The sequence below is a fragment of the Brevundimonas sp. genome, assembly GCF_035998205.1.
Lineage (GTDB): Bacteria > Pseudomonadota > Alphaproteobacteria > Caulobacterales > Caulobacteraceae > Brevundimonas.
Genome location: NZ_DASYHT010000004.1, coordinates 729783 through 747400, shown reverse-complemented (window position 1 = coordinate 747400; position 17618 = coordinate 729783). Strand labels below are relative to the sequence as shown.

Genomic DNA, 17618 nt, shown 5'->3' with positions numbered 1-17618 from the left:
CGGGGGCTCCTCAGGTCGGGGCGAAACGGGCTACAGCGGACGACCCTGGGGGGGCGGGCCAGACTGACCCGCGCTGCTTCGCCGGAGACCGATCATGACGCCAGCGGCGACGGCCGAAAAGGACCTCCCCGGAATCACCGTCGCGCCGTTCGTGGCGGCGGTGTTCGTTTCGGCCGGCCTCGTCTTTCTGCTGCAGCCGATCGCCACGCGACTGGTGCTGCCGACGCTCGGCGGGTCGCCGGCGGTCTGGAACACCGCCATGGTGTTCTTCCAGGCGGCTCTGCTGGCCGGCTATCTGTACGCCCATCTGCTGCAGCGCATCCGGCGGGTCGAGGCGCAGGTGGCGGTGCATCTGGTCTTGCTGGTCCTGGCCGCGTTCAGCCTGCCGCTGGCGATCACCGGGCTGACCGGGGATCCGGACCCCAGCCGGCCGATCGGCTGGCTGCTGGCGACGCTCGCCCTGTCGCTCGGAGCGCCCTTCACCATCCTGTCGGCGACCGCCCCGCTGATCCAGGCGTGGTTCGCCCGGGCGCAGCCGGGACGGAATCCCTACGCCCTCTACGCCGCCAGCAATCTTGGCAGCTTTCTCGCGCTGCTGGCCTATCCCCTGCTGGTCGAGCCGCTGGCCGCGCTGGACGCCCAGCGACTGGGCTGGACGGTCGGCTATGGCGGGTTTGTTGCAGTGATCCTGTGGCTGGGCTGGCGGCTGAGACCCGGGCGGTCGGCGGCGGCGGAGACGGACAGCCGGCCGCCGTCCAGTCCGCCCCTGACCTGGCGCGAGCGGGCCATGCTGGTGCTGCTGGCGGCGGCGCCGTCCAGCCTGATGCTGGGCGTCACGGCGCACATGTCGACGGACGTGGCCTCGGCGCCCTTCCTGTGGGTGGCGCCGCTGGCCCTCTATCTGCTGACCTTCGTGCTGGCCTTCCGCGACCGGCCATGGCCGCCGTTCCATGTCACCCTCGTGCTGCAGGCGGCCGCCGTGGCGGTGGCGGTCATCTTCATCGCCTTCCGCACCGGCGAGTGGTTGCTGCTGGTGGTCACCAACCTGACCGCCTTCACCCTGACGGCGCTGCTGTGTCACCAGCGGCTGGCCGGCCGGCGACCGCCGCCTGACCGGCTGACCGAGTTCTATCTGTGGATCTCGCTGGGCGGAGTGCTGGGCGGCGCCTTCACCGCGCTCGTCGCCCCGGTGCTGTTTGACGCCGTCTGGGAGTATCCACTGGTGCTGGTGCTGGTCGGGCTGGCCCGCCACTGGGGCCGCGGACCGCTGGACCGGGTCGAGCGCATCGCCCTGTTCGTGGCCATCCCCATCGCCCTGACCCCGCCGCTGCTGCTCGAGATGATGCGCTACAACGCCGAGTTTCTGCCGCAGATGCGGGGGGAGCCTCTGATGCGGCTGTCGGCCCTGATCCTCGGCAGCGCCGCCATCGGCGCCTTCCTGCTGCGCGACCGGGCGCTGCTGTTCGTGCTTGTGCTGGGGCTGATGAGCTGGTCGTCGCAGCACATCTCGCGCGGCTATGACTGGGCGTACAGCGAGCGCAGCTTTTTCGGCGTGATGCGCGTGGCCCGAACCCCGGACGCCGGGCTGGGCGGTGAGGCGCATGTGCTTATGCACGGCACCACCCTGCACGGGGCCCAGTCCCTGGCGCCGTCGCAGCGCTGCCGGCCAACGCTGTACTACACGCCGCAGACGCCGCTCGGTCAGGCGGTGCAGCAGACCCAGGCCCGGGCTCCGGACACGCGCATCGCGGTGATCGGGCAGGGGGCGGGGGCGCTGGCGGCCTATGTCGGTCCGCGCGACCGGCTGACCTTCTACGAGATCGACCCGATGGTCGATCGTCTGTCCCGGGATCCGCGCTGGTTCAGCTTCATCAGCCATTGCGCCGAGGGGCCGGTCACGACCGTGCTGGGCGACGCGCGGCTGTCCCTGCGCGATGTGCCGGATGACAGCTACGACGTGCTGGTGGTCGACGCCTTCAGCTCCGACGCGGTGCCGACGCACCTGCTGACGGTCGAGGCCATCGCCGAGTACCTGCGCGTCGTCAGCGACGACGGCGCCGTGGTGCTGCACCTCTCCAACCGCAACCTCGAGATCACCCTGCCGGCCCAGGCCGCGGCGCAGAGGCTGGGGGTGCCGGCCCTGCACCAGATCTACTTCGAGCAGTCGGGCGGCGGGCTGTCAGAAGCCTCGACCGAGGCCCTGATCCTGTCGCCCACCGAAGCCGGCATCACCCCGTTCCGCGAGGACGGCCGCTGGCGGCAGCTGGCCGAGACCGAGGTGCGGCCCTGGACGGACGACTACGTCAATCTGGTCGGGGCGCTGTGGCGTAGCCTCGTCCGCTGACGCGTCTCAGCCGGCGGCGCGCACCGGCAGGGCCACGGCGGCGATGGCCTGGGCGGCGAGGCCCTCCTGACGGCCGGCGAAGCCCATGCCTTCGGTCGTCGTCGCCTTGACGCTGACGGCGTCGAGCGGGAGCCCCAGCAGCTCGGCCAGACGTGCCTTCATGGCGGCCCGGTGCGGCTTGATGCGGGGCTGTTCGCACACGAGCGTCACATCGACGTTGACCAGGCGACCGCCGCGGGCGCGGACGCGCTCCACGGCGTGGACGAGGAACTGGTCGGATCGCGCGCCCTTCCACTGCGGATCGGTGGGCGGGAAGTGGTCGCCGATGTCGCCGTCGCCGATGGCCCCGAGGATGGCGTCGGTCAGGGCGTGCAGCCCGGCGTCGGCGTCGGAATGCCCCATCAGGGTCTGGTCGTGGCTGATCGGCACGCCGCACAGCCAGACCGTGTCTCCGGGGCCCCAGCGATGGGCGTCCAGCCCGAGCCCCATGCGGGTCTCCCAGGTCATCAGGGCCTCGGCCATGGCGAAATCCTCCGGATAGGTCAGTTTCATGAGGGCGGGGTCGCCCGGAACGAGCACGACACGACCGCCGGCGGCCTCGAACACGGCGACATCGTCCGTAGCGGCGGCGTCATCGGGCCAGGCGGCGTAGGCGCCGCGCAGAGCCCCGAGGCGGAAGGCCTGGGGCGTCTGGGCGCGGACGAGGCCTTCGCGCTCAATGGCCCCGCCGGACATCCCGCCCGCGTCGCGCTTCAGCGAATCGGCCACCGGCAGCACGGGGAGGGCGGCCTCCGACGTCCCGAGCGCGGTCAGCAGCCGGTCGACCACCTCGCGGGTCAGCAGCGGCCGGGCGGCGTCGTGGATCAGGACGGCGGCCGTCTCGTCCAGCTGTAAGGCCGCCAGGCCGGCCTGGACCGAGGCGGTCCGGGTCGCGCCGCCGGCGACGGTGCGCCAGCCGACGAGGCCGTCCAGCGCCCGGGCCGCCTCGGCGTCCGCGCCTGCGGGGATGACCACCACCACCTCGGCGGCGCCGGCCTCGAGAAGGGCTTCGACCGACCAGCGCAGAACGGGCCGTCCGCCAAGGGTGCGCCACTGTTTGGCGGCGCCCGCCCCGGCGCGCGAGCCCGAGCCCGCCGCCACCACAACACCCGCAAATTCCATGGACCGCCTTCTAGGCCGGGCTTTGGCGGCTGGCGAGAGCCGCGCTACAGAGCCGCATGACCTCGACCGCCCGCGACTTCTGGATCGGCGACGTGCGTGTGCCCGGACGGGTGCTGGCTGCGCCGATGACCGGGGTCACCGACCTGCCGTTCCGTCGGCTCGCCGCCTCGCTCGGCGCGCCCTACGTCGCCACCGAAATGGTCGCGTCGAAGGAGCTGGCGCGCGGTCGGCCGGATGTGGTCCGGCGCGCGGCTGTGGGCGACGGGCTGCCCCTGACGGTCATCCAGCTGGTGGGGGCCGATCCGGCGGCGATGGCCGAGGGAGCGCGGATGGCCGAGCAGGCCGGGGCCGACATCATCGACCTGAACTTCGGCTGCCCGGCCAAGGAGGTCACCGGCATCGCCTCCGGCTCGGCCCTGATGCGCACGCCCGATCGCGCCCGGGCCATCATGGCCGCCGTGGTCGAGGCGGTCACGCGGCCGGTGACGGTGAAGATGCGCCTCGGCTGGGACGAGGCGTCCATCAATGCGCCGGAGCTGGCGCAGGCGGCGGAACGTCTCGGCGTACGCGCCGTCACGGTCCACGGTCGCACCCGCAGCCAGTTCTACACCGGCGTCGCCGACTGGACGGCCGTCGGACGGGTCAAGGCGGCGGTGGGCATTCCGGTGATCGTGAATGGCGACATCCGCTCGGTCGAGGATGCCCGGACGGCCCTAGAACAATCCGGAGCCGACGCCCTGATGCTGGGACGGGGCGTGTATGGTCGGCCATGGCTGCCGGCGACGCTGGAGGCGGCGCTGGCCGGCGACACGCCGCTGGAGGAGCCGGACGCTCCGGCGCGCCTTGCCCTCGTCGCCCGTCACTTGGCCGACAGCCTGGCCTTCTACGGCGCGGGGCCCGGTCTGAAGATGTTTCGCAAGCACCTCGGCTGGTACGTCGAGGCCGCGCCCTGGCCGGCGGAGGCCGCCGAACGCCGCGTCCTGAAGGCCGCGCTGTGCCGGCTCGACGATCCGGCCGCGGTGATGGCCGGACTGGCCGCCGCCTGGAATGTCGAAGCGCCACTGATGCATTCGGGTGACGACCTGTTGATTTCAGGTCACAGGGCGGCCTAAGCTCGCGCCATGCGCTCCAGCGAGGCCGATGCTGCGCCCGGGACGCCGCCCGCGTGGCGGCGCCTTTGGCGTTATGCGCGGGACGAGCGGGCCCGCTACGTTTTCCTCGCTCTGTTTGTCTTGGCCCTTGGCCTGGTCGCCGCCGCGGTCTGGCTGCTGGCGGCGGCGCCCTCGGTGGCGGCGGAGTCGGGCGCCCGGGCTACCGCCAGTCGCGTCGTGCTCCTCCTTCTGCTGCTCAATCTCGCGCCACTCGCGCTGCTGGGCGCGATCGTCGGGGTGCGGGTGCTCGACCTCGCCCGCGAGCGGGCCAGCGACGCCGGAGCTCGTCTGCACCTGCGCTTCGTCACCCTGTTCTCCGCCGTGGCCGTGGTGCCGGCGGTGCTGATCGCGCTGGTGTTCGGGGTGCTGGTCAATCGCGGTGTCGAGGGCTGGTTCAGTGAGACGGTCGTCGCGGCGGTGGAGAACGGGGCCGACATCGGGCGCGCCTATGTCGGCGATGTCTCCGCCGAGCTGGAAGTCGACCTCGCCACCATGACGACCGAGCTGGGCGCGGTGCGCGACCTGTTCGACCGCCGTCTGCAGTTCAGCACGGCCCTGACCCAGATCGGCGCCTTCTTCGGCTATCCGGCCGTCTATGTCCTGAACGGCCAGGGCGAGGTGCTGGCCCAGGGCGAGGTGGCGGGCGCGCCGCCCTATGTCGCGCCACCGCCGGAAGCCTTCACCCGCGCCGCCGGGGGAGAGGAGGTCTCTCTGGAAGTGACCGAGTCCCCCGACGCCATTCGCGCCGTCACCCTGCTGCCAGGGTATCCCGACGCCTTCCTCTATGTCGTGCGCCCGCTTGAGCAGGGGCTGGTGTCGCGGCTGCGCGAGAGCGACCAGGCGATCCAGGCCTATCGCCAGGCGGAGGAAAGCCGTGACCGCATCCAGGCCGCCTTTGTCCTCAGCTATGGCCAGACAGCGCTGCTGGTGCTGATCGGCGCGGTCTGGCTCGGCATGTCCGCCGCCAACGCCATTTCCCGACCGGTGGCCGATCTCGTGACCGCCGCCAACGCCCTCGCCGCCGGCGATCTGCGCGCCCGGGTCGGAACCCAGCCTGCGGTGGCGGAGATCACGCTTCTGTCGAACGCCTTCAACAGGATGGCGGACGATCTTGAAGTTCAGCAGCAAGCTTTGCGCCGGGCCAGCGACGAGGCCCAGGCGCGCAGCCTGTTCACCGAGACGGTGCTGTCGGGGGTCTCGGCCGGCGTTATCGGTCTGGACCGCGAGGGGCGCGTCTCGGCGCTCAACGACAGCGCGCGCGAGCTGCTGGCCCTGCCGGGCGAGGCCTTGACCGGACGGCCGCTGGCGGACGTGGCCCCCGAGCTGGACGCCCTGATCGGTCGAGGCGAGCCGCAGATCGAGGAAGACGTCGACGTGACCCGGGAGGGCGAGACCCGGCGCCTTCGGGTGCGGGTGCAGGGCGGCCTCGGCGGCGAGGCGGTCATGACCTTCGACGACATCACACGGCTGGTCACGGCCCAGCGCAATGCGGCGTGGCGGGACGTCGCCAGACGCATCGCCCACGAGATCAAGAACCCCCTGACGCCGATCCAGCTGTCGGCCGAACGCCTGCGCCGCAAGTACCGCGCGCGCGTGGCCGAGGATGTCGAGGTGTTCGACCGCTGCACCGAAACCATCATCCGACAGGTCGGGGACATCGGCCGCATGGTCGACGAGTTCTCGGCCTTCGCCCGCATGCCGGCACCGCGCTTCGCCGCCGCCAACCCGGCCGAGCTGCTGCGCGAGGCGGCCTTCGCCCAGAGGGTGGCGGCGCCCGGCATCGAGGTGCGTCTGGCCGAACCCCTGCCGGCGGCCAGCCTGATCTGCGACCGCAGCATGGTCGGTCAGGCCCTGACCAATGTGCTGAAGAACGCCGGCGAGGCGATCCTTGCACGGCGGGCCGCTGATCCCTCCGCCGCCGGGGCCATGGCGGTGGGGCTGGAGATCGAGGACGGCGCGGCCGTCTTCGTGGTCGAGGACGACGGGATCGGTCTGCCGGACAAGGACCGGGACCGGCTCATCGAACCCTATGTGACGACCCGCGAGAAGGGCACCGGCCTCGGTCTCGCGATCGTTCGACGCATCTGCGAGGACCACGGCGGCGCGTTGCGTCTGGCCGACGCGGTCGAGCTTTCGGGCGCGCGGGTGTGTCTGGTCTTTCCCTTGCGTCCCGAGAGGCGTGCGTCCCGTCCCGAGACGCCCGCGGCGACGGCGAACTAGAGAGGCGTCATGCGACAGTCTGGAGCTGACATTCTGGTGGTGGATGACGAGGCGGACATCCGCGAACTCGTCTCGGGCCTGCTGGAGGACGAGGGGCATGCGGTGCGCACCGCGGCCGACTCCGAGTCCGCCCTCGCGGCGATCCGGGCGCGGCGACCGTCGCTCGTCCTGCTCGACATCTGGATGCAAGGCGGCGGGATGGACGGGCTGGAGCTGCTCGACCTGCTCAAGACCCTCGACCCCGACCTGCCGGTGATCATGATTTCGGGGCACGGCAACATCGAGACGGCGGTCAGCGCCCTCAAGCGCGGGGCCTATGACTTTCTCGAGAAGCCGTTCAAGTCGGACCGGCTGGTGGTGGTGGTCGAACGGGCGCTGGAGGCGGCCAGCCTGCGCCGTGAGAATCGCCAGCTGCGAGCCCGGGCCAGCCTGCCCAGCGGCCTGATCGGGCGGTCGGCGGCGGCGCAGCAGCTGCGCGCGACGGTGGCCAAGGTCGCCCCGGCCAACAGCCGCATCCTGATCTCCGGTCCGCCGGGCTCGGGCAAGGAACTGGTGGCGCGGCAGATCCACGAGGCGAGCGCGCGGGCGCGCGGCGCCTTCGTCGCCATCTCCTCGGCCGGCATGACGCCGGAGCGGCTGGACCTCGAGCTGTTCGGCGAGGAGGGCAGCGACGGCCGTCCGTCCAAGATCGGCGTCTTCGAGCGCGCCCATAACGGCACGCTCTACCTCGACGATGTCGCTGACATGCCGCGCGAGAGCCAGGGACGTATCCTGAGGGTTCTGGTGGAGCAGCGCTTCCGCCGCGTCGGGGGCGAGCAGGACGTCCAGGTGGACGTCCGCGTCATCTCCTCGACCTCGCGCGACCTGAAGGCCGAGATCACCGAGGGCCGGTTCCGCGAGGACCTGTTCCACCGGCTCAATGTGGTGCCGATCCGGGTGCCGCCCCTGGCCGAGCGGCGCGAGGACATCGCCGAGCTGTGCGAGTACTTCGTCGAGACCCTGGCGGAGTCCCAGGGGCTGCCCCGACGACCGCTGGGCGACGACGCCATCGCCGTGCTGCAGGTCCATCCCTGGCCCGGCAATGTCCGTCAGCTGCGCAACAACATCGAACGTCTGCTGATCCTCGCCGCCGGCGAGCCGGGCGAGCCGATCACCGCCGAGATGCTGCCGCAGGAGGTGTCGCAGCCGGGCGCCGGCGGGGGACTGGGCGCCGAGCGCGTCATCTCCCTGCCGCTGCGCGAGGCCCGGGAGGTGTTCGAACGGGAGTATCTGTCGGCCCAGATCATGCGCTTCGGCGGCAATATCTCGCGTACCGCCAGCTTCATCGGTATGGAACGTTCGGCGCTGCACCGGAAGCTGAAGTCGCTGGGCGTGTCGCCCGCGCGGGGCGGCGAGGACGACGAGGAGATGGCGGACTGATGTCGCGCGTGGCCTATGTGAACGGCTCTTACGGGCCGCTGTCGGATGCGGCGGTCAGTGTGGAGGACCGCGGCTTCCAGTTCGCCGACGGCGTCTACGAGGTCTGGTCCGTGTTCGATGGTCGGATGGCCGACTACGACGGCCACATGAGCCGGCTGGCGCGCAGCCTGACGGAGCTCCGCATCGACATTCCGATGACGCGCCAGGCGCTCACGGTCGTTCTCAAGGAAACCATCCGGCGCAACCGGGTGCGCGACGGCATCGTCTATCTGCAGGTCACCCGGGGGGCGGCCCGGCGCGATCACCCGTTCCCGGCGCCCGGCACGCCGCCGAGCGTGGTCGTGACCTCCCGCTCCGTGGACCAGACCAGGGCGGAGGCCATGGCGCGCAAGGGCGTGGCCGTGATCACCCAGCCGGACATCCGCTGGGGACGCTGCGACATCAAGACGGTCGGGCTGCTGCCCAATGTGCTGGCCAAGCAGGCGGCGCGCGAGCAGGGGGCCTATGAGGCCTGGATGGTCGACGAGATGGGGCTGGTGACCGAGGGCTCCTCGACCAACGCCTGGATCATCGACCAGAACGGCAAGGTCCGCACCCGCGACACCCAGGCCAACATTCTCAAGGGCGTCACCCGCACGGCCATCCTCGACCTGCTGGAGCAGGAGGGGCTGGAGCTCGACGAGCGACCGTTCTCGGTCGACGACGCGAAGCAGGCGCGCGAGGCCTTCTTCACCGCCGCCGGAGCCTTCGTCATGCCGGCGGTGTCGATCGACGGGGCGAAGATCGGCGACGGCAAGCCCGGGGCCGCCACGCTGAAGCTGCGCCAGCTCTATCTCGAGCAAGCGCGGCGCGACGCAGTCTGAGGCGCAAAATGGTGTTCCACGCTCTTTTCAACCGGCGTCCTGCGCCGGAACAGACGCCCCGCGATACGGATGCGGACTGGGAAGAGATCGGACGGACCCACCCCTACTTCGGCGTCCTCACCGACCCTCGCTTCAGGTCCGAGAACCTTACCGAGGAGAGCCTTGCGGACTTCTTCCGGTCAGGCGAGCACCAGATCAACCACGAGGCCGGTCTGCTGAGGGGACGCTACCCTGACTTCGCGCCCAGGTCGGCGCTTGATTTCGGCTGTGGGGTCGGTCGTTTGACGCGCCCCCTTGCCTTGATGACGGGCGACGCCTTCGGGGTCGACATCGCGGAATCGATGTTGGCCGAGGCCCGCCGGCAGGAGTGCGAGGGCGCGACCTTCGGGCGGGATCTGCCCGACCGGCACTTCGACTGGATCGTTTCCCTGATCGTCTTCCAGCACATACCGCCCGAGCGGGGGTACCCGCTGTTAAAGGCCTTGATGGCAAGACTGGCGGTCGGCGGGTTCATCACGCTTCAGTTCGCCCTCTACCGGGATCTGCGGCACGCCTCTGTGCCCGGCGGGCGTATTGTCATGGGCGAAGACCTCACCACTGTGTCGAATATCGAAGCTCTCCGCGACCTGGCGAAGGGCGAGATGGTAATGTTCGACTATGACCTCACGGTCATCTGCGCGATCCTGTTCAACGCCGGAATTACCGACCTGGAACTGTCCCACACAGACCATGGCGGCTTCCATGGCGCGTCCATTCGCGGCCGTCGTACAGCCTGATCCCGCTTGACGACCGAAAGCGCCACGACCAACTGGAAAAAGCGGACGTCACCGTTGCGACGGCGGTGCGGCGCCGTCTAAGGTCTCGGCGAGCCGCAATCCGGCCCCGCAGCCCCAGCCTTCGCGGCGAACCAACCAAGACAGGATCAACCTGCCATGTCGCAAGACAAGAGACAGAACCTCCAGGACACCTTCCTGAACAGCGTTCGCAAGACGAAGACGCCGCTGACCATCTTCCTGGTCAACGGGGTCAAGCTGCAGGGCATCGTGACCTGGTTCGATAACTTCTGCGTGCTGCTGCGCCGCGACGGCCAGTCCCAGCTTGTGTACAAGCACGCCATCTCCACCATCATGCCCGCCCAGCCCGTGCAGCTGTACGAGCCCGAGGCCGACGAGACCGATTGACCCAGAAACTGATCGACCACGCCGTTCCCGTCCTCAAGGCGGTCGTCCTGCATCCGGACGGCCGGGAGACGGGGTCGCGGCTGGCCCAGGAGCGACTCGACGAGGCGACCGGCCTCGCCCGGGCGCTCGACCTCGAGGTGCGCGCGGCCGAGCTCGTCCGCGTGCGCAAGATCACGCCCGCCACCCTGTTCGGGGCTGGCAAGGTGGACGAGCTGGCGGCCCTGATCCGGGCGGCCGACGCCGAGGTGGTGGTGGTCGATGACGCCCTGACCCCGGTCCAGCAGCGCAACCTCGAGAAGGCCTGGGAGGTGAAGGTCATCGACCGCACCGGGCTGATTCTCGAAATCTTCGGCCGCCGCGCCCGGACCAAGGAAGGCCGGCTGCAGGTCGAGCTGGCGCGGCTCGACTATGAGCGGTCACGGCTGGTGCGGACCTGGACCCACCTCGAGCGGCAGCGGGGCGGCACCGGCTCGACCGGCGGTCCGGGGGAAACCCAGATCGAGCTCGATCGGCGTCTGATCGCCGACCGCATCGTCCGGCTCAAGGGCGAGCTGGAGGAGGTGCGGCGTACGCGCGCCCTCCACCGCAAGGCCCGGCGCAAGGTCCCGTTCCCGACCGTGGCGCTGGTCGGCTACACCAACGCCGGCAAGTCGACCCTGTTCAACCGGCTGACCGGGTCCGAAGTGCTGGCCAAGGACCTGCTCTTCGCCACCCTCGACACGACCCAGCGCACCATTCGCCTGCCGCAGGGCCGGCCGGCGATCATCGCCGACACAGTGGGCTTCATCTCGGACCTGCCGCACGAACTGGTCGAGAGCTTCCGCGCCACGCTGGAGGAGGTGGGGGAGGCGGATCTGATCCTGCACGTCCGCGATATCGCCTCTCCCGACACAGACGCCCAGGCGCGGGACGTTGAGGCGGTGCTGAAGCAGATTCCCGTGCCCGAAGGCCGGACCCGACGGGTGCTCGAGGTCTGGAACAAGATCGACCTGCTGGACGCCGAGGCGCGCGAGAGCGTGCTGGGCCAGGCCATGCGTCAGGCCCGCGAGGGCACGGCGGTTGCGGTCTCGGCCTGGACCGGGGAGGGGATCGAGGTCCTGCGGCAGACCATCGCTGGCCTGATCGACGACGATCCGGAGACCCGGCTCACCCTTGAGCCGCACCAGAGCCAGGCGCTGGCCTGGCTGTACGAGCATGGCCGCGTCACCTTCCGCGACACCGACGCCGAGGGGCGCACCCATCTGGTGGTGCGCCTGCACCCCGCGGCGCTGGGCCGGTTCGAGCGGCAGTTTCCTTCGCTGCTCTGAGGCGGCGCGTCAGGCCAGGGTCTGCCAGCCGAACGGCGTGAGCCGCTCCATCGGCCGGAAGCGCCCCTTGTAGTCCATCTTGGGCGAGCCCTGCACCCAGTAGCCGAGATAGAGGTAGGGCAGGCCCACCGCCCCGGCCTGGCGCAGATGGTCGAGGATGGCGAACACGCCGAGGCCGCGCCCGGCGAGGTCGGGATCGTAGAAGCTGTAGACCATCGACAGGCCGTCCCCGAGCAGGTCCGTCAGTGCCACGCCGACCAGCCGCCCCGGGCCGTCGGGGTCGGGCAGGCGATACTCGATCAGATGGGTGCGGACCGTCGTGTCCTCGACCATGGCCACATAGTCGGGCCAGGTCATCTCGCTCATGCCGCCGCCGGGGTGCCGGTGGGCGAGGTAGCGCTTGAGCAGGTCGAACTGCTCGGCGGTGGCCTCGGCCTCGACCAGACAGCGCTGCAGGTCGGCGTTGCGCCGCAGGCTGCGCCGCTCCGACCGGCTGAACACATAGTCCGCGACCGGCAGCCTCACCGAGACGCAGGCGTCGCAGGCCTCGCAGGCCGGACGGTAGGCGATGTTCTGGCTACGCCGGAAGCCGGCGTGGGTCAGCTGGTCATTGACGCGCGCCGCGTCGCCGAACGGCAGGTTGGCGAACACCTTCCGTTCCAGTCGGTCGGGCAGATAGGGACAGGCGGCCGCAGCGGTCATGAAGAAGCGCAGCTGGCGCGACGGGACGTGGCGGGTCACGCACGCCCCCCGGTATCACTCCACCCCACGCGCGGCGACCGCTTCAGCATAGGTTGATAAGGCGGGAAAACGCCCGTCCCTGCAAGGGTTTCGGGCGTCATCCAGCGCATGTCAGAGGCTCGTGTCGCGGGGCAGCACCGGCGCTTCCCGCAGCAGGACGATGGCGATGCGCCGGTTGCCGGCGAGCGCCGGATCGTCGGGATAGAGCGGATCGGACCCGGCCTTGCCGGCCACCTGGAAGACGCGGTCGGCGTCAACGCCGGCGCCTTGCAGGATCTCCCGCGCCGCATTGGCGCGCTGGGCGGACAGGGTCCAGTCACCGGCGGAGCTCGCTACGCCCGACCCGGCCCGGGCGCTGGTGTGGCCGCTGATCGAGACCCGGTTGGGCAGCTGGTTGATGACCCGGCTGACGGCGCGCAGCAGCACCTGGGCGCGGGCGTTGGGGCGGGCCGAGTTCTCCTCGAACATCGAGCGCCCCTCTTGGTCGACCAGCTGGATGCGCAAGCCCTCCGGCGTCTGGTCGACGATGATCTGTTTCGACAGCTCGGTCAGTTCCGGCATCGACTGCATGGCCTGACGCAGCGACGCCGCGGCCGAGGCGAAGTCCGCCGACTCCCGGCGCATGATCTCCTCGCGCAGGGCTTCCTCGCTGGCGGCGGCGAGGTTCTGGCTCTGGCCGATGTCCTCGGGCGCGTCGACGGGCGGTTCCGGAGCCAGCTGCGACACCATGTCCATGGCCCCCTGGCCGGCCGGTCCATCGGCCCCCAGCGCGGTGCCGCCGAGCACGCCGCCGGAGCCGCTGGTCGACTCGGCGACGCTGGCCGGGGCGAAGTACTCGGCGATGCCGCGCTTTTGCTCTGGATCGGTCGTGTTGATCAGCCACATCAACAGGAAGAAGGCCATCATGGCCGTCACGAAGTCGGCATAGGCGACCTTCCAGGCGCCGCCATGATGCCCATGGCCGCCGCCCTTCTTGATCTTCTTGATGAGGATAGGACGTTCGTTGGCGGCCATGCGCGACTCGGGCGACCCCGGAAATGGAGAGCCGTAGTCTTCGGCGAACAAGGTTAAGGCGATGTTTCGCGCCCTTGCGCCGTTTCCGGGCTCCGCCTAGGTCGGTCCGGTCCAGGAGCCGCCGTGTCCCAAGTCGCCGTCCCCCCCGTCGAGGATCTCAAGGCCTATCGTCAGGCGCTCGGCGCCTTTGCGACCGGGGTCTGCGTGGTGACGGCCGATACGCCCTCCGGCCCGGTCGGGATCACCGTCAACTCCTTCACCTCGGTATCGCTGCAGCCGCGACTGCTCCTGTGGTGTCTCGATGATCGTTCTGAACGTGCGCCCCTGTTTGCCGCCGCCGAACGCTATGTCATCCAGGTCCTCGGGGCCGATCAGCGTGACGCCGCGGCCCGCTTCGCCAAGGGCGACTGGGCCCTCGGCGAGCACGAGGTGCGGCGCGTCGAAGGCGCTCCGCGGCTGAAGGAGTCGCTCGCCTGGTTCGCCTGTGAGGCCGAGCGTCAGATCCAGGCCGGCGACCATCTGATGATCCTTGGCCGCGTCCTCACCCATGAGGCGTCGGCCGGGGAGGGCCTGACCTTCCATCGCGGCCGGTTCGGCGTGACGGAGACGGGCGCATGAAGATCGGCTTCGCGGGGCTCGGCGTGATGGGCGCGCCCATGGCCGGGCACCTGCAGAGGGCGGGGCATGCGGTCACCGGCTTCAACCGCTCGCCGGCAAAGGCCCTTGCGTGGGCGGAAGGCGCCGGCGGGCAGGCGGCCGCCACCGTGGCCGAGGCGGCGGCGGGCGCGGAGCTCTTCATCCTCTGCGTCGGCAACGACGAGGATGTGCGCAGCGTCGTCGGGGAGGCCCTGCCGCACCTCGCCGCGGCGGCCGTCATTGTGGACCACACCACCACCTCGGCGGCCGTGGCCCGGGAGATGGCGGCCCTGGCCGCCACGAGCGGCCGAAGCTTCCTCGACGCCCCGGTGTCCGGCGGTCAGGCGGGGGCCGAGCGCGGCCAGCTGAGCGTCATGGTCGGCGGCGACGCCGCGGCGCTGGAGACGGCGCGCCCGGCGCTCGAGGCCTATTCGAAGGCGATCCGGCACATGGGGCCGGCCGGGGCCGGACAGCTGACCAAGATGGTCAACCAGATCGCCATCGCGGGCGTGGTGCAGGGACTGGCCGAGGCGGTGCACTTCGCCCAGCAGGCCGGTCTGGACACCGACGCTGTCTACGAAGCTGTGTCCCAGGGCGCGGCCCAGTCCTGGCAGATGGACAACCGCTGGAAGACGGCGGCGAAGGGCGAGTTCGAATTCGGCTTCGCCGTCGACTGGATGCGCAAGGACCTCGGGCTCGTGCTCGATGAAGCCCGTCGCAATGGATCAACCCTTGCCCTCACTGCCCTGGTCGATCAGTTCTACGCCGAGGTGCAGGCGATGGGGGGATCGCGATGGGACACGTCGAGCCTGACGGCGCGACTGCAGGATCGGGCCACGCGCGGCTCTGGGCGCTCTGGCGCGCTCTGAAGGCGGATTTCCCGGTCTGGGGCGTCCTGCCCTCGGCCTTCGTCACCCCGGGCGCCTGGGGCTATGTCGGGGTCGATTTCCTGAGCGGCTTTCGCGCCAATCCCTCGACGCGGCGCGCCTTCGAGCTCCTGGCCGACGTCGACGCCGCGACATTTGACGCCCTGTGCGCCCTCGCGGCCCTGAACGTCCGACGCCACGAGCAGCTGCTGAAGGCGGTCGTCATCGCCTATCTGACCGTGCCGATCACGGTGCTGGCGGTGATCGCCGAGGTGGCCGGGGACAGCGTGCTGTCGTTCGCGCGCGAGCAGGCGCCTTACGTCATCGCCGCGGCGGCGGGCATGACCTTCGGCACGGTCTCCTATTACCTCGGGACCTGGCGGGCGAACCAGATCGTCGGCGTGCTGGACCTGATCCGCATCGAACGGGGGCAGGCGCCCTTCCTCGCGGTCGAGCTGCGCGACGACTAGCCGCCCAGAAGCTCGGCCGCCCGGGGCGCGAAATAGGTCAGGACGCCGGCCCCGCCGGCCCGCTTGAAGGCCGTCAGGCTCTCGAGGATGGCGCGGTCCTCGTCCAGCCAGCCGTTGGCGACGGCGGCCTTCATCATCGCGTACTCGCCGGACACCTGGTAGGCGAAGGTCGGCACGCGGAAGGTCTCCGCCACGCGCTGGACGATATCGAGATAGAGCAGGCCCGGCTTGACCATGACCATGTCGGCGCCTTCGGCGAGGTCCATGGCCACCTCCTTCAGCGCCTCGTCGCCGTTGGCGAAGTCCATCTGGTAGGTCTTCTTGTCGCCGGTGAGAGCCCGGGCCGAGCCCACGGCGTCGCGATAGGGCCCATAGAAGGCCGAGGCGTATTTGGCGGCGTAGGACAGGATCAGGGTGTCCTGGAAGCCGTTGGCCTCCAGCGCCTCGCGCACAGCCTGGATGCGGCCGTCCATCATGTCCGAGGGAGCGACGATATCGGCCCCGGCGTGGGCATGGATGAAGGCCTGTTCCGCCAGCCGCTCCAGCGTGGCGTCATTGAGGATGCGCCCGTCCTCGAGCACTCCGTCGTGACCGTGGTCGGTGTAGCAGTCCAGCGCCACGTCGGTGATCACCCCGATCTCGGGCGCCGCGTCCTTGATGGCGCGGATGCAGTCCGGCACCAGTCCGTCGGGATCGGTCGCGCCGGTGCCGACGCCGTCCTTGGCCACGGTCGAGACATTGGGGAACAGGGCCACCGCCGGGATGCCGAGGTCACGGGCGCGCACCGCCGCCCGCGCGGCCGCCTTCGGGGACAGGCGACTGACGCCCGGCATGGACGGCACCGGCTGCTCGTCCTCGCCGCCGTCATGGACGATCAGCGGCCAGACCAGATCGGCCGGGGTCAGGGTGGTCTCCGCCACCAGCCGCCGGATCCACGGCGAGGCGCGCAGCCGGCGGGGCCGGGCGAGGGGGAAGGGGGCGGGCGGGAAGGGCATGCTCATCGCGTCGGCTTAACGCAGCCGGGGCGTCTCGTCATCCGGGGCCGTCATCGGCTAGAAGCGCCGCAAAACGACGAGGAAGCCCGAGTATGGATTTCGCCCTGACCGACGACCAACGCGCCATCCAGGACGCGGCCCGCGCCTTCGCCGAGGCCGAGCTGACCCCGCACTCGGCGGAGTGGGACGAAACCAAACACTTCCCGGTCGAGACGATGCGGCAGGCGGCCGAGATGGGCTTCGCCGCCATCTACGCCGGCGAGGAGCATGGCGGCATGGCTCTGGGCCGCGTCGAGGCGGCCCTGATCTTCGAGGAGCTGTCGCGCGGCGATGTCTCGACCGCCGCCTTCATCTCGATCCACAACATGGTCACCTGGATGATCGACAGCTTCGGCGACGCCGCCCTGCGGGCGCGCTTCGTCCCGGCCCTGGCGACCATGGAGAAGATCGGCAGCTACTGCCTGACCGAGCCCGGTTCCGGCTCGGACGCCGCGGCCCTGCGCACCACGGCCCGGCGCGACGGCGACCACTTCGTCCTCAATGGCTCCAAGGCCTTCATCTCCGGCGCCGGGACCAGCGACGTCTATGTCGTCATGTGCCGCACCGGCGAGGCGGGGCCGAAGGGCGTCAGCGCCATCGTCGTCGAGAAGGGCACGCCCGGCCTGTCGTTCGGTGGTCAGGAGCGCAAGATGGGCTGGAACAGCCAGCCGACCGCCGTGGTGCAGTTCGACGACTGCCGCGTGCCGGTCGAGAACCTGCTGGGCAAGGAGGGCGACGGCTTCCGCTACGCCATGATGGGCCTGGACGGCGGCCGCCTGAACATCGCCGCCTGCTCGCTGGGCGGGGCGCGGCTCGCGCTGGAGACGGCGCAGGACTACGTCGCCACGCGAAAGCAGTTCGGCAAGGCGCTGAATGAGTTCCAGAATGTTCAGTTCAAGCTGGCCGATATGGCGACCCAGCTGGACGCCGCCCGGCTGATGGTGCTGCGCGGGGCCTGGGCGCTGGACACGGGCCATCCGGAGAAGACCAAGTGGTGCGCCATGGCCAAGCGCCTCGCCACCGACGCCGGTTTCGAGATCGCCGACGAGGCGCTGCAGCTGCATGGCGGCTACGGCTACCTGCGCGACTATCCGCTGGAGCGGATCGTGCGTGACCTGCGGGTGCACCGGATCCTCGAGGGGACCAACGAGATCATGCGCGTCATCACGGCGCGCGAGATGATGCGGCAATAGGCGGCGCAGGCGAGGGGC

Annotated in this window: 15 protein-coding genes and 1 pseudogene; 12 read left to right on the top strand and 4 right to left on the bottom strand. The window is 70.5% G+C overall.

Features of this window, described 5'->3' with window-relative positions:
* The first annotated feature begins 94 nt into the window (after positions 1-94).
* Positions 95-2344 (top strand): fused MFS/spermidine synthase, encoded by a 2250-nt coding sequence (locus VGN74_RS06540; RefSeq protein WP_327446551.1) that lies wholly within the window; start codon positions 95-97, stop codon positions 2342-2344.
* Between the two features lie 6 nt (positions 2345-2350).
* On the opposite strand, the gene VGN74_RS06535 is transcribed toward VGN74_RS06540, so the two are convergent.
* Entirely contained in the window at positions 2351-3505 is a 1155-nt protein-coding gene (locus tag VGN74_RS06535; protein WP_327446550.1) for a bifunctional 2-C-methyl-D-erythritol 4-phosphate cytidylyltransferase/2-C-methyl-D-erythritol 2,4-cyclodiphosphate synthase, read from the bottom strand.
* 56 nt (positions 3506-3561) lie between these two features.
* Between VGN74_RS06535 and dusB the strand changes: the two genes are divergently transcribed.
* The 7 genes from dusB (at position 3562) to hflX (ending at position 11646) form a co-directional block, all read left to right on the top strand.
* Positions 3562-4617 (top strand): tRNA dihydrouridine synthase DusB, encoded by a 1056-nt coding sequence (gene dusB / locus VGN74_RS06530; RefSeq protein ID WP_327446549.1) that lies wholly within the window; start codon positions 3562-3564, stop codon positions 4615-4617.
* Positions 4618-4626: 9 nt separating this feature from the next.
* Positions 4627-6876, top strand: coding sequence for a PAS domain-containing sensor histidine kinase (locus tag VGN74_RS06525; RefSeq protein WP_327446548.1), 2250 nt, complete (start codon positions 4627-4629; stop codon positions 6874-6876).
* Between the two features lie 9 nt (positions 6877-6885).
* Positions 6886-8295 carry a sigma-54 dependent transcriptional regulator gene (locus VGN74_RS06520; protein WP_327446547.1) on the top strand — a complete coding sequence of 470 codons (1410 nt, stop codon included), beginning with the start codon at positions 6886-6888 and terminating at the stop codon, positions 8293-8295.
* Positions 8295-9158, top strand: coding sequence for a D-amino-acid transaminase (locus VGN74_RS06515; protein WP_327446546.1), 864 nt, complete (start codon positions 8295-8297; stop codon positions 9156-9158). Before VGN74_RS06520 ends, VGN74_RS06515 begins: the two co-directional genes overlap by 1 nt.
* Positions 9159-9166: 8 nt before the next feature.
* Complete coding sequence (locus tag VGN74_RS06510; RefSeq protein ID WP_327446545.1) at positions 9167-9934, top strand: class I SAM-dependent methyltransferase; 768 nt, start codon at positions 9167-9169, stop codon at positions 9932-9934.
* A 156-nt stretch (positions 9935-10090) separates the two neighbouring features.
* The gene (gene hfq, locus VGN74_RS06505) at positions 10091-10339 is read left to right on the top strand and encodes an RNA chaperone Hfq (RefSeq protein ID WP_327446544.1); all 249 of its coding nucleotides are present in this window, start codon (positions 10091-10093) and stop codon (positions 10337-10339) included.
* The gene (gene hflX, locus VGN74_RS06500) at positions 10336-11646 is read left to right on the top strand and encodes a GTPase HflX (RefSeq protein ID WP_327446543.1); all 1311 of its coding nucleotides are present in this window, start codon (positions 10336-10338) and stop codon (positions 11644-11646) included. Before hfq ends, hflX begins: the two co-directional genes overlap by 4 nt.
* Here hflX and VGN74_RS06495 read toward each other — a convergent pair.
* Positions 11543-12387: pseudogene (locus VGN74_RS06495) on the bottom strand (arginyltransferase). The gene hflX and the pseudogene VGN74_RS06495 overlap by 104 nt on opposite strands.
* 111 nt (positions 12388-12498) lie before the next feature.
* Positions 12499-13401: a flagellar motor protein MotB gene (locus VGN74_RS06490; protein ID WP_327446542.1), complete on the bottom strand. Its 903-nt coding sequence runs from the start codon at positions 13399-13401 to the stop codon at positions 12499-12501.
* 123 nt (positions 13402-13524) lie between these two features.
* On the opposite strand from VGN74_RS06490, the gene VGN74_RS06485 reads away from it, so the two are divergent.
* Genes VGN74_RS06485 through VGN74_RS06475 form a run of 3 tightly spaced genes read left to right on the top strand, consistent with a single transcriptional unit; the run spans position 13525 to position 15373 of the window.
* Positions 13525-14019 carry a flavin reductase family protein gene (locus tag VGN74_RS06485; RefSeq protein ID WP_327446541.1) on the top strand — a complete coding sequence of 165 codons (495 nt, stop codon included), beginning with the start codon at positions 13525-13527 and terminating at the stop codon, positions 14017-14019.
* Positions 14016-14906, top strand: coding sequence for an NAD(P)-dependent oxidoreductase (locus VGN74_RS06480; protein ID WP_327446540.1), 891 nt, complete (start codon positions 14016-14018; stop codon positions 14904-14906). The genes VGN74_RS06485 and VGN74_RS06480 overlap by 4 nt, the downstream gene beginning before the upstream one ends.
* Complete coding sequence (locus VGN74_RS06475) at positions 14831-15373, top strand: hypothetical protein (protein ID WP_327446539.1); 543 nt, start codon at positions 14831-14833, stop codon at positions 15371-15373. The genes VGN74_RS06480 and VGN74_RS06475 overlap by 76 nt, the downstream gene beginning before the upstream one ends.
* Here VGN74_RS06475 and hemB read toward each other — a convergent pair.
* On the bottom strand, positions 15370-16374 hold the full coding sequence (hemB, locus tag VGN74_RS06470) for a porphobilinogen synthase (RefSeq protein ID WP_327446538.1): 1005 nt from the start codon (positions 16372-16374) through the stop codon (positions 15370-15372). The genes VGN74_RS06475 and hemB overlap by 4 nt on opposite strands.
* Before the next feature lie 86 nt (positions 16375-16460).
* Between hemB and VGN74_RS06465 the strand changes: the two genes are divergently transcribed.
* A complete protein-coding gene (locus VGN74_RS06465) occupies positions 16461-17600 on the top strand; it encodes an isobutyryl-CoA dehydrogenase (protein WP_327446537.1) in 1140 nt (379 codons plus the stop codon).
* Positions 17601-17618 lie beyond the last annotated feature (18 nt).